This is a genomic window from Fischerella major NIES-592, from assembly GCF_001904645.1.
Taxonomy (GTDB): domain Bacteria; phylum Cyanobacteriota; class Cyanobacteriia; order Cyanobacteriales; family Nostocaceae; genus Fischerella; species Fischerella thermalis.
Genome location: NZ_MRCA01000002.1, coordinates 74,876 through 87,583 on the forward strand (window position 1 = coordinate 74,876; position 12,708 = coordinate 87,583).

Here is a 12,708-nt window from a genome sequence, read left to right on the forward strand (position 1 = left end):
TAATAAATCAATTTTATTTTATATTTCTTCAGGTTTCTACACTTTATGGGAACCTGGTTTTTTTGTCTAATCTGAAAATAAGACAGAAGACCTCTATTGTGCAAGAAAATAAGTGCAAAATATAAGTATAATAATATACGCTTCCTCTATTCTTATTTGAAACCTTGATTTATCCTGAGCAGAGCAATCAGTACTTGAAAATCGAAGTCATAATCATAATTTACAGATTGCTTGCATATGCCCTTAAAAGGGATGTACACTGCGTTTTGGCTCCTTAGCCACCATGAGCGTGAATGATACTGCACATTCGGATAAATTTGCGTGGAATCGTCAAGTATACCACCGTCTAAAACTTGCACTTAGTCTTGGTTTGCGGCGACAAATTTTTGTAGCGGTATGTGATGATTTAAACTTGAGAAATCAGGTAGCAGCACGTTTGCATTCAACTTTGGCTTATCCAGTTGGTCAAGTGCTGTATCAACCATCAAATACACAGGAAGCTAGTACACCAGCCTATCCACGGCTAGTTACCTTGAGGTTGAATTTAAGTGACCCTAACCCCATTGCACAGATAAATCAATGGTTGGTGAATTATCCACCACCAGTTGTTGGCGTATCTAAAGATAATCCTGGACGGTCATTGCCAATACCAGCTTTTCAGATTGTAGGTGTTGAGCAGTTGACTAAACAACCAGTGGCGATACAGCGTTTATTTTTACACTATCTCCGTTTAACTGAACAGCATTTATCAAGTCCAGAATCCAGTCGTTTTCTGGAATCAAGTTTATTACTGTGGACGCCACGTCCTTGGTTATACGCCATACAGCAGTCAGCACCACAGTTTTGGCGTTGTCGTACTGGTGTGTTTGTGTTTGCTGGAGAACCGACACCGACAACTCGTACTAAAAACTCACCAGAACGCTTTTCTGGTTCTAGAAGCTTAGATTTAGGAAATATTGAACAGGTAATCTGGGAAGAAACTGTCTCTGGTGACGATTTTCCTGTAGAAGATGTTGATTTTGCGATCAATACACCTGTCAATCGTGGACACAAACCGCAAGAACCTTCACCAATCAAGTCAGAATTATTTGTTCCAGAAACATTTCAGCAAGAAACTAACGAAAAAGTCCGTATCAGCGAGACTTCATCGCCACCGCGTTTATCGCACATTAGTAAAGAGTTAACAGAATTAGTACTAGCAACCATTAACACTGCGATCGCTCACGATCAAGATGAGAGTATACAAGTACAACAACTTCTAGAAGAAATTGACTCTCTACATGCTACAAAAGCTTCACCAGAAACACTAGCAGCAGCTTATCATCGCCTGGGTAACTTATATCGCCTCCGCATTGAACAAGGACAAGCTAACTTAGAAAACTTGATGGTGGCTATTTTGGCATACCAAGAGGCTATTACCTACGATGAAACTTCGCCGCAAGTGCCAGATATTTTGAATGACTTAGGTACACTTTATTGGATGCTATACCGCACACCGCCCAATTCGGAAGAAGGACAATCTTATATAGAACAGGGAATAGAGTTTTATCAGTTAGCTTTAAAACTAATTTCACTTGAAACCCATCCAGAAACTTATGCACGGGTACAGAATAATCTGGGGACTGCTTATGGGGACTTAGCACGTTTTTCTAATCCAGCCGAAAACTGGCAAAAAGCGGTTGCAGCTTATCGAGAAGCACTCTGCTTCCGTACCGCCGAGATGGAACCATTGAAGTATGCTGCAACTCAGAATAACTTGGGTACTGCTTACTGGCATTTAGCCCAGTACAGTCAACCGATGGAGCATTTAAAGAATGCGATTGTAGCTTACAGTCTTGCCTTAGCCTACTACAACCCCGAGCAGGAACCACTGAAATATGGCATGATTCAAAACAATATTGGTACTGCTCATTGGAATCTAGCACAGTACGAAAATCCAGCAGAGAATCTGCGACTTGCTGTGGAAGCCTATGGGGAAGCTTTAAAATATCGTACACCAGCACATGTTCCGGCCGCTTGTGCTGCCACACAAAATAATCTTGGTACTGCTTATTGGCACTTAGCCAACCAATCACAAATCAACAAAGAAGAACAACAGAATTTTCTAAAAATGTGCATCAATGCTTATCAAGAATCTCTAAATCTTGCTCACTCACTGAAGAATACTAATTTAAGTTTTGATATTTTTGCCACTCACAACAACTTAGGATTAGCGCACTATCAACTAGCAACAGATCAGTATTTAAATGGCGATAAAACCACACGTTCTCAACATTTAGAATTAGCATTGGATAACCATCTGCAAGCATTAAATGGATTAAGCAATAAACCTGAAGCTTACCAAACTACATTTAATTATTTAGTAAAAACAATTCGCGCTTTTCACAATGAATTAGGAATACAAGGACAAAATTTAGCTCTATCTAAAGTGCCTGGACAATTACTACCAGAAATTCTGCCGAAGTTGTAATTAGCAGTTATAAATTGTCTTTTTAGTAATTACTCAGTTATGTTTTGTGATTCCAGAAGAAAATTTCAACATCAAAAAATATGATTCACAAAAACCTCAAGCTTTTTATTGCCATCCTCATGGAGAATTATGGATTGGTGATTCAATTCAATGGCTCAAAAATCTGGCTTCTGAATCTGTAGATTTAGTATTTGCAGATCCTCCTTATAATATAAAAAAAGCTACTTGGGACAATTTTGAATCTCAAGCAGCTTATGTGAATTGGTCTTTAACATGGATTGAAGAAGTTTCTCGGATATTAAAATCAACAGGTTCACTATATATTTGTGGTTTTTCAGAAATTATTGCTGATATAAAACTGCCTGCATTAAAATTTTTTAGTGGGTGTAGGTGGTTGATTTGGCACTATAAAAATAAAGCCAATCTCTCAAATGATTGGGGACGTTCTCATGAGAGTATATTACATTTTAGAAAGACCAACAATTTTTATTTTAATCCAGATAATATACGCATACCTTATGGGGAACACACTTTAAAATATCCACAACATCCCCAAGCAAAAACAAGTCAATATGGCAACAATGGTAAAAATGATAGGAGAATTTGGCGTCCCCATCCCCAGGGTGCAAAACCCAGAGATGTGATAGAAATACCAACTATATGTAATGGGATGGATGAAAAAACTAAACATCCAACTCAAAAGCCAGAGGAGTTGGTGAGAAAGTTTATACTTTCTTCATCTTCAAGAGGAGATATTGTGCTTGATCCATTTTTTGGTTCAGGAACAACGCTGGTTGTTGCTGAACAACTTGGTAGAAGATGGCTAGGCTGTGAGATTATTCCTGAATATGCAGTATGGGCGGTGGAACGTATCAAATCTGTAAAGCATATGTCAGATGAGGAATGGTTTTGGTGCGATCGCAAGAATGAAGAACGTAGGAAGAAATTTAGGTAATATCATATCCCCTTGAACACTTGTATGATTCGTTGAGGTCAGTAATGGCTAATCGGTAATTGGAAAAAGCCAATAACCAAGCTTTATATCGTAAGCAATTAGTCAAATTTAATATTATTTAAACGCAGAGGAACGCAAAGGAGAACGCAGAGGGACGCAGAGTTTTGTGAGAGGAGTTTCGCTATGAGTTTATTTAATTTTGTACTAAGTGGTGAGATGAATTTTGAATAGTTATCTTAATTTTCTCCTGATTTAATTACAGAAAATATAGATGAATAGTCTTCGTGAGCAAATGACATCTTCATTGCCATTTCCAAGATTTTCCTTACACCTTCAATACTGCTAACATTTAAACTTGCGGCTTTTGCTTCTTCAATAAAGAAATCAGTATCTTTCATTAAGTGTTTGGTGGGGAAGTTGGGATTAGCATAATTACTATCCAACATTCTTGGCAATTTTTTATCGAAAGTTGGGGCGTAAAGGGCGCTTTGGCGTAAAATGTACATAAACAAGTCTTCGTCAATGCCATAACGCTGGACAAAACTAAGACTCAGGGCAAAGCTTGCTGTTAGGGAAGCAATTAATTGATTTAAAGCGAGTTTAAGTGCCGCAGCTGTTCCCACTGATCCAACTAAGATAGGTTCTGGGCCAAAGTGTTTTAATAACTCTAGGTGACGTTTGTATTGTTCTTGATGCGCGCCCACCATCACAATTAAATTACCAGCTTGTGCTTCTGGGATGCTACCTAGTACGGGTGCTTCTAAATACTCTCCACCTGCGGCAACTACTGCATCTCTAATTTCTCTGCTTTCGGTAGGGGTAATAGTTCCCATTTGGATGACGCTTTTTCCTGCTACTGCTTGTGAGGATCGATCTGAAAGTAGGACACTATAGATTGCTGCTGCATTCGTCAGCATGAGAATTACACAGTCAGCTGCATTAATTGCTTGGTAAGGTTTTTCTGCTATTTCCGCACCAATTTCTTTTAACGGTTCTAACTTTTCTGGGGTGCGGTTATATGCTATTAGCTGGACTCTTGCTTCTAACAATTTTTGCGCCATTGGCAGTCCCATTAATCCAGTCCCCAGAAATGCTACTTTCATTTTTACGTTCCTCTGGTAGAGCGTTAAGTTAGTAGTTAGTAGTTAGTGGTTAGTAGTTAGTGGTTAGTAGTTAGTGGTTAGTGGTTAGTTGTTTTAATACTCCTCACACTTCTCATCTCACCTCCCCACCTCTCCTAGCAACTACCATCTACCAACCACTAACTTGTTTTTTTTAGCCACCTGCGGCAAAAGTAACCATAATCATTACTGACAGTAAAATGCCAGGAACGAGTAGTACGATTAGCATTAATAAGTCATGGGTGGTCATAATTATTACCTTTTGACTAAAGAAGAATAAAGGTTAAAAATATTTACTTTAGCCTTTATACTTCTATACTTCAGCCTTTGATCATAAATTACCTATCACCCAAGTGAGATTAATATAGTTTTAACTTTTTAAATGGACGTTGGTGCTAGTTCTGGTACAGTAAATCCTTTCAGTAGTTGAAATGTTTCTGTTTCCTTGAGTCCTTTACTTTGTGCCAAGATACTAAATCCACCTAATCCAAAGGGATCTAAAAGCTGACGTAATGCATCCCGGCGACGCAGTAAATCAGAGATGGGTTGATTTGTATAAGATAGCGCAGCAATGCGATCGCCTAATCCCAATGCCATCAAAAATAATTCTTGCTGCGTCAAACCAACTTTAGCTAATCCGCAGCGTTCACCCCATCGTTCTAAAGCAGTAAAGTCAACATGGGCTGTGATGTCTTGTCGCCCGATATTGATGTAGGGGTTATTATGGCGCTGATGACGCCAGTAACACTGTAGCGTGCCTTGCGATCGCCTGGGATTATAGTAACGACTTGCTGGATAGCCATAATCTATAGTTAACACATACCCCCGTTGCAAACGGTCTGCTACTACACTTAACCAATCCAGCGCTGCTAAATTTACCTCACTGCGATACCCTTGTGGATAAACATTTTCTGGGAACTGAATGCCAACTAAATCAAAATATTCAGCTAGTTTTGGTGTGGAAGGTTCGGCTGTGATTTCTGTAAAGGAAGTAGGGGGGATGGGGGGACGCGGGGACGTCAACAGAGGGGGAGTGGATAACTCTTGACTATTGACAATTGACTCTTGCTGTAGAGTTACATAAATTTCTCGCAGTTGTCCTTGTTCTAAAATAAATTGATGCACTGGTAGAGCATCCACCAATTCGTTTGAAAAAAAGCAGCCGACAATAGAATTACTAAGTATTTCTTCTAAACTGCTCTGGATTTGAACTGTAAATTCTTGTAGGCGTTGCTGTTGTTCTTGCCTAAGAATTGGAGACTTTTCTACAATGATATATTGTAGGGCAGCAAAAAAATTTGGATAGCGCAATTTTAAGTAATTTAAAATATCCAGTGCTAAATGCCCTTGTCCTGCACCCATTTCTACTAGGGAAAAAGGCACTGGTTGTCCTAAAATTTCCCACATCTGGACAAATTGTTCTGCTAGCAACTCACCAAAATCAGGGCCAAGATGGACAGAGGTAAAAAAGTCACCCCGCTTACCGATATTTACAGCTTGGGTAGAGTAGTAACCGTAGTCAGGGTGATACAATGCCATATCCATGTAGGTGGCAAAAGTAATTCGCTGATTAGGACTATTAGCAATGCGATCGGCTATGGCAGCACATAACGCTGAATGAGAATCCATAAAGTTGGAAATTTTAAATTAAAACCTCAGCCTTAATTGTATTACCTTGGATTGCATTATATCCTGCTGTAATTGCTATATTGGCGTTTTTACTTCTTCAAAAAATGATAATTTTTTGCTCATGAATTGGGATTTTGCTAGCTGAATTAGCTGTTATATTTTTTGTTTTTATTAATAGTAATTCTCAATTTAGTACATATAGATTTTAATATTAATATGCATGTAAATAGTTATGAAAAAAATAAAGGTTCATTGCCCCCTATGTCAGCTATATCTACTCCTAACCTTCCTCCTTTAGAAAGTGGCGATCGCCTGACTCGTTACGAATTTGAACGCCGCTATCAAGCAATGCCGCAGAATATAAAAGCAGAATTAATCGAAGGAGTTGTATATTTGGCTTCACCTGTACGTGCAAGAGGTCATGGCAGACCTCATGCTCAAATAATCGGTTGGTTGCTAGTTTACACTGCTGCAACACCCGGAGTTGATTTACAAGATAACACCACAGTCCGCCTAGATGCTGACAATGAACCTCAACCCGACGCCCTATTACGAATTGAACCAGAAGTAGGTGGCAATTCCCGTATTAGTGATGATGATTATATTGAAGGTACACCAGAATTAATCGTAGAAATTGCTGCTAGTAGTGCTGCTTATGATCTGAATGACAAGCTTAATGCCTATCGTCGCAATGGAGTACAAGAGTATATTGTCTGGCAAAGTTATGAGAATCGCCTAGATTGGTTCAACTTACAACAAGGACGATATGTTTTGCGAGAACCAGATACAGATGGAATAATTCGCAGTCAGATTTTTCCTGGATTATGGTTGGCGGTTAATGCTTTGCGAGAAGGTAATATGGCTGAGGTTTTAGCAGTTCTTCAACAGGGGTTGCAAACAGCCGAACATCAAGCATTCGTGGAGAGACTAAGGAGTTAGTGTTGTGCAGGACAAGAAGCCAAACAACGAAAAAATCAAAAAGCAAGGTAAGTCACTGCCTTCTGGTATTATCATCCGGTTAGGAAAGTTTGTCTGGACAACTATGTGGCATTTGATGATGTCGAATTTGGCTCCTCGTAACCAGTCAGGAGAATACATCCGTCCAGCTAGTCAATTCCGCAATTTTATTGGTACACAAGCAGACAATCTTTATCAACCCCAAGCTGGACGCTATCGCCTTTTTGTGGGTTTAGGATGTCCTTGGGCCCATAGAACTTTAGTTGTGCGATCGCTCAAAGGTTTAGAAGATGCCATACTAGTTTCGATTGTATCTCCCTCACCAAACGAAGGTATCTGGGTTCTTAACCAACAACAAGAAGGTTGTCGCACTCTTCCTCAACTCTACAATTTAGCTGTACCTGGTTATCAAGGACGTTGTACTGTTCCCGTACTCTGGGATACGCAAACCAAGACGATAGTTAATAATGAAAGTGCAGAGATTATCGTGATGTTAAATTCCCAGTTTAACGAGTTTGCCAAAAATCCCCAACTTGATCTTTATCCAGAAGAACTGCGTGAGCAAATTGACCGTTGGAACGAGAAAATTTATCATGCGGTAAACAACGGTGTCTATCGCTGTGGTTTTGCCCAAACTCAACAAGCCTACGACAAAGCCTGTCACGAGTTGTTCACCACTCTCGACGAAATTGACGTCGCATTGGCAAACAGTCGCTACCTGTGTGGAGATAAAGTAACGCTGGCAGATGTACGTTTGTTTACTACCTTGTTCCGTTTTGATGTAGTCTACTACGGATTATTTAAGTGCGATCGCCACAGAATTCAAGACTATGAAAATTTAGGACCTTATCTACGCGATTTATATCAGCTACCGGGAGTTTCTGACACTTGTGATTTAGATAGCGTCAAGCAAGACTACTATGGCAACCTCTTTCCACTCAATCCTGGTGGTATCATCCCCTGTGGACCCGATGTAAGTTATCTGTTAAAACCACATAATCGTCAAAGAGTTGGTTGTTGATTGTTGATTGTTATTCTATACTTCTCACACTTCTCACACCACCCCACCACCCTAAATATTTCCTTATTTGTTAATTAGGAAATACTAATCAATTTGACCTTTTTCTTGCTTGATAATCTAATAAAGCTCCTGCGCTGACCGTAGTCCTTCCGTTGCTTCTAAACATAGGAATTTCTCCTCTTTGTAGAGCCATATAAAGGTTGGCTTGGTTTACATTTAAAAATTTTGCTGCTTGTACAAGAGAGATACCTCGCTTCAGAAAACCGGGTCTTTGTCTTTTGTAATTAGATAAGCGGCTAAGCATGGCGAAATATAAAAAACTACTTAAGAAAATTAACTTTTCTTACAAAAACGTTACAAAATCACATAAAGAGAAAACTCACCTACACAGTATATCGGCTGTGTCGGAGGGATGTTGTACAACTCAGTTTGGACAGAACACTAATTAGATTTTCATCTAATTAGATTATAACAGCTTATGAAAACGGAACAATTTCAGATCGTGCTACGTTTTTTCAAAGCTTTAGCGGACGAAAGTCGGCTAAAGATTTTGAGTTTTCTAGCTAACCAAGAATGTAGTGTAGAAGAATTAGCTGTATTGTTACAACTCAAGGAACCAACGGTATCTCATCATTTGGCTAAATTAAGAGAAGTAAATTTAGTTACTATGCGCCCTGAGGGTAATACCCACCTTTATCAATTAGAGAGTGGAACTTTAGAGAGTGTCAGCAAAGAAATCTTGACACCAGGGAAGATAGCTTCTTGGGTTGAAGACGTAGATACAGAAGCATGGGAAATAAAGATAATTCAAACCTACACAGAAGGAGAACGCCTCAAAGAAATTCCTTCTAGTCGGAAAAAACGCTTAGTAATCCTCAGATGGTTAGCAAATAAATTTGAAGTGGGTGTTCAGTATTCAGAAAGTACTATTGATGAAATTTTGAAGGGCTACCATGCTGATTTTGCTAATCTTAGACGTGAGTTGATTAGTTACAATCTGATTCAAAAAAAAGATGGAGTTTATTGGCGTTATGTAGATTAGTAGAAAGAAATTGTTAACGAAAAAATACCCTTGGTTCTCAACTAAAAATTAAGATTTTTAAGCTTCTCTCCCACATAGGGAGAGGTTTTAGAGAGTTTTTAAATCTATCGAACTCAGGTTATTTTATTAAAGTGGTAAAGTCGAAAGATATATGGAATAGCTGTAATATTTATGAACGAGGTAACTTTTCATAGTACAATAGTACTAAAAATTTGTTACTTAATGATTTTTTAGGTCAAAAAATGGTCTTAGTAAATAAGCTAGTAAAACCGTTTCTGAAGTGGGCAGGAGGGAAAAGACAACTGGTTCCATTAATTGTAGAAAATTATCTTCCTAAAAATTATAATTCCCAAACCTACTATGAACCTTTTCTTGGCGGAGGAGCGCTCTTATTTACTTTGCAACCTAAAAAGGCTGTAATTAATGATATTAATACTGAATTAATCAATTGTTATCAAGTTGTTAAAGACTCAGTTGATGAACTGATTGATGATTTGAAATGTCATAAAAATAATGAGGATTACTATTATGCTATTAGAGATTGGGACAGGGAAGAAAGTTTTCAAAATAGAACACCTGTACAACGAGCATCAAGAATTATTTTTCTGAACAAGACTTGTTACAATGGCTTATTTAGAGTTAATTCTCAAGGACAGTTTAATGTGCCTTTTGGGAAATACAAAAATCCAAATATTTTAGATGCAGATGTTTTAAAAGCCGTAAGTAAGTATTTGAATCACAATCAAATTCAAATATTAAATTTAGATTTTCAAGACGCTCTTAAAGATGCAAAAAGAGGAGATTTTGTTTATCTTGATCCTCCTTACGATCCAGTTTCGGATACTGCTTCTTTTACTGGCTATGATGTAAATGGATTTAATAAAGATGAACAAATTAGGTTAAAAGAGACATTTGATAATTTAGACAGGAAAGGTTGTAAAGTTCTGTTGAGTAATGCTTATACAAACTTCATCAAAGACTTGTATAAAGATTATAAACAGATAAAAATATCAGCAATTAGAGCTATCAATTCAAATGCTGAAAAAAGAGGTAAAGTAGACGAGATTTTAGTAAAAAACTATGAGTGATCTATACTATTCAAAGACAAAAATCTAAAAACGATATTGCTTGGCAGAAGTTGTTTCAAAAATATCATATTCAGGGAAATATATCTAAAATAGGGTTTTTTGAAATAGATTCTGCAAGTATTAGCCAATAATTCTTTCACCTTCATAATTCACGTCTAATGTGAATTAACAAAGGCGCTAATAGATCATGGGAAATACTCAACAAACCAATGACCACCCAACCACCCATGAAAGATCCATCTGTGTTATCTGTGTTTATCGGTGTGTATCGGTGGTCGATTTCTAAAAAAACGTTTTTTACCAGGCGTAAGGAATATTGCGTCTCCATATTCAATTCACATCAGGCGTAATTCATAATTCATAATTCAATCATTTTCCCAAATAAGCTTCTAAAACCCTGGGGTTGCGCTGAATTTCTTCGGGAACACCGTCTGCTAAGTTTCTACCTTCAGCGAGTACCCAGACACGATCGCACAACGACATAATCACATCCATGTTGTGTTCAATAATCAAAAAAGTCATACCTTTGCGATTCCATTGGACAATGCGATCGCAAATCTCATCAATTAGTCTCGGATTCACCCCTGCTGCTGGTTCATCTAACAAAATCAACTTGGGATTAGTCATCAACGCCCGTCCCATTTCTAACAACTTGCGTTGTCCACCAGATAAACCACCAGCGTAATCATCAGCTTTATGAGCTAAACCCACCGATTCTAGTATGGCTAGCGCCTGTTGTTCCAGCTGCTTTTCTTCTTTAGCAACCACATGGGGTTGAAATTGCAACTGCCAAAAATTTTCGCCAGTTTGCTTTTGCGCCGCCAATAGCATATTTTCTAGTACCGACAACTTCGAGAGGGCGCGCGCCACCTGAAATGTCCGTACTAAACCTTGTTGGGCAATTTGATAGGATGGCAAGTGGTGAATCGCTTCGCCGTCAAAAACCACTTTTCCTTTGTCGGGGCGGATAAAGTTAGAGAGTAAGTTAAATAAAGTTGTTTTACCAGCACCATTGGGGCCAATTAAACCTGTGATACTCCCCGTTGTCACCTGAATTTCGGCATTATCAACAGCCTTAATCCCGCCAAAGCTTTTAGACAACCCACTGGCAGCTAATAAGGGAACCTGGGAAGAAGAATGATTATTTACCAAGGGTAAGTTCCTCCTTTTTACCTAAGATACCTTGAGGACGCCAAATCATCAGTACCATCAAAATCAGTCCGATGATCATGATGCGAAATGCGCCCAATTGATCAGAGGTAAGGTTAGTAAAAATTCTGGGTAGGAATTCACGAGTCAGGGTATCGTAAGCAAAGTAAATTACTGCCCCTAAAATCGTGCCGACATTATTACCAGAACCTCCTAATATCACCATAATCCAAGCGTCGAAAGTTAGCTGTGGTTGGAAATTATCAGTATAAATAGCACTGAGTTGCCAAGCAAAGAAAGCACCAGCAATCCCAGCGATCGCACCTCCCAACATCAGAGATTGTAACTTGTACCAAAAAACGTTTTTTCCTAACGCTTTCGGGACTTCTTCATCTTCACGGATAGCTTTGAGGACTCGTCCCCAAGGTGATCGCACCAAAACTTCTAACCGCCAAAAAACAAACGCTAGTGTCACCAAGGACAACAGCATTAAACCTGCTTTCGGGTTGTAATTATATAAGCCAATAACCCCAGAAATATAAATCGCTGCTGACAGCAGTCCTAGCAAACTTGCTACCACTAAACGCGATACAAATTCTTGCTTTTTAACTACCCGTTTAGCCGTATATGTCGGGCGAGTCCAGCGCCACAACCAATAAAAAGTTATACCAGCGACTAAAGTCAGTACCGCAATCATCACCAGTCTGACAAACAAATTCGGTTGCAAATTCACTAACGGAATAGGGTAACTTTGTACACCAAACGCTCCAGAAATCCAGGTGTCACCCACAGGTAAATCCTGGTTATTGAGTATCAGCCGAACTAGTTCCCCCACACCGATAGTCACGATCGCTAAGTAATCTTCCCGCAAACGCAGAGTCGAAAAACCGATTAACAAACCCAACAAAGCTGCAACAACAGCCCCAATCACCGCCGCCAGCAGCACAGGAACACCCTTAAGGCTCAATAATACAGTTGTATAGGCTCCCAGGGTCATGAATGCCACATGACCAAAGTTAATTAAACCTGTAAAACCCCACTGCAAATTTAGCCCTAAAGCGAACAAAGCAAAAATAGAAGTAGAAATTGCTAAAAAAATTAGATATTCAGCCATATTTAGTTATTTGTCATTTGTCATTTGTCAATAGTCAAGGCTCAAAGGTTAGTAGTTACTATCTATTCTCCTCACACCCCTCACACTCCACCCTTACGGGAAGCCGCGCAAAGCGCGTCTACACACTCCTCACACTCCTCACACTCCTCACACTCCATCACA

The 12,708-nt window shown here is 39.0% G+C and carries 12 protein-coding genes; 7 read left to right on the forward strand and 5 right to left on the reverse strand.

Going from position 1 to position 12,708, the window contains the following annotated elements; all coding sequences use genetic code 11:
- Window positions 1–283: 283 nt before the first annotated feature.
- Window positions 284–2,470 carry a tetratricopeptide repeat protein gene (locus tag NIES592_RS04215; RefSeq protein ID WP_073555018.1) on the forward strand — a complete coding sequence of 729 codons (2,187 nt, stop codon included), beginning with the start codon at window positions 284–286 and terminating at the stop codon, window positions 2,468–2,470.
- 46 nt (window positions 2,471–2,516) lie between these two features.
- On the forward strand, window positions 2,517–3,425 hold the full coding sequence (locus tag NIES592_RS04220; RefSeq protein WP_062242687.1) for a DNA-methyltransferase: 909 nt from the start codon (window positions 2,517–2,519) through the stop codon (window positions 3,423–3,425).
- Between the two features lie 236 nt (window positions 3,426–3,661).
- Here NIES592_RS04220 and NIES592_RS04225 read toward each other — a convergent pair whose 3' ends face one another.
- Together NIES592_RS04225 and NIES592_RS04230 are read right to left on the reverse strand one after the other, a co-directional pair.
- Window positions 3,662–4,528, reverse strand: a complete 867-nt coding sequence (locus tag NIES592_RS04225; RefSeq protein WP_062242690.1) for an NAD(P)-dependent oxidoreductase — start codon at window positions 4,526–4,528, stop codon at window positions 3,662–3,664.
- A 396-nt stretch (window positions 4,529–4,924) separates the two neighbouring features.
- Window positions 4,925–6,175, reverse strand: a complete 1,251-nt coding sequence (locus NIES592_RS04230; RefSeq protein WP_073555019.1) for a class I SAM-dependent methyltransferase — start codon at window positions 6,173–6,175, stop codon at window positions 4,925–4,927.
- 261 nt (window positions 6,176–6,436) lie between these two features.
- Between NIES592_RS04230 and NIES592_RS04235 the strand changes: the two genes are divergently transcribed.
- The 5 genes from NIES592_RS04235 (at window position 6,437) to NIES592_RS26180 (ending at window position 10,414) form a co-directional block, all read left to right on the forward strand.
- Complete coding sequence (locus NIES592_RS04235) at window positions 6,437–7,114, forward strand: Uma2 family endonuclease (RefSeq protein WP_073555310.1); 678 nt, start codon at window positions 6,437–6,439, stop codon at window positions 7,112–7,114.
- Window positions 7,115–7,118: 4 nt separating this feature from the next.
- Window positions 7,119–8,153 carry a glutathione S-transferase family protein gene (locus NIES592_RS04240; RefSeq protein ID WP_073555020.1) on the forward strand — a complete coding sequence of 345 codons (1,035 nt, stop codon included), beginning with the start codon at window positions 7,119–7,121 and terminating at the stop codon, window positions 8,151–8,153.
- 478 nt (window positions 8,154–8,631) lie between these two features.
- A complete protein-coding gene (locus tag NIES592_RS04250) occupies window positions 8,632–9,195 on the forward strand; it encodes a DUF2087 domain-containing protein (protein WP_062242702.1) in 564 nt (187 codons plus the stop codon).
- Between the two features lie 242 nt (window positions 9,196–9,437).
- Complete coding sequence (locus tag NIES592_RS04255) at window positions 9,438–10,283, forward strand: DNA adenine methylase (protein WP_062250374.1); 846 nt, start codon at window positions 9,438–9,440, stop codon at window positions 10,281–10,283.
- On the forward strand, window positions 10,280–10,414 hold the full coding sequence (locus tag NIES592_RS26180; protein ID WP_370745856.1) for a type II restriction enzyme: 135 nt from the start codon (window positions 10,280–10,282) through the stop codon (window positions 10,412–10,414). The genes NIES592_RS04255 and NIES592_RS26180 overlap by 4 nt, the downstream gene beginning before the upstream one ends.
- A gap of 11 nt (window positions 10,415–10,425) precedes the next feature.
- Here the strand turns inward: NIES592_RS26180 and NIES592_RS04260 are convergent, their stop codons facing one another.
- The 3 genes from NIES592_RS04260 to NIES592_RS04270 are packed head-to-tail and all read right to left on the reverse strand — an operon-like array spanning window position 10,426 to window position 12,546.
- Entirely contained in the window at window positions 10,426–10,611 is a 186-nt protein-coding gene (locus tag NIES592_RS04260; protein ID WP_073555021.1) for a hypothetical protein, read from the reverse strand.
- A 41-nt stretch (window positions 10,612–10,652) separates the two neighbouring features.
- Window positions 10,653–11,435, reverse strand: a complete 783-nt coding sequence (locus NIES592_RS04265) for an ABC transporter ATP-binding protein (RefSeq protein ID WP_073555022.1) — start codon at window positions 11,433–11,435, stop codon at window positions 10,653–10,655.
- Entirely contained in the window at window positions 11,425–12,546 is a 1,122-nt protein-coding gene (locus NIES592_RS04270; RefSeq protein ID WP_073555023.1) for a branched-chain amino acid ABC transporter permease, read from the reverse strand. The genes NIES592_RS04265 and NIES592_RS04270 overlap by 11 nt, the downstream gene beginning before the upstream one ends.
- Window positions 12,547–12,708 lie beyond the last annotated feature (162 nt).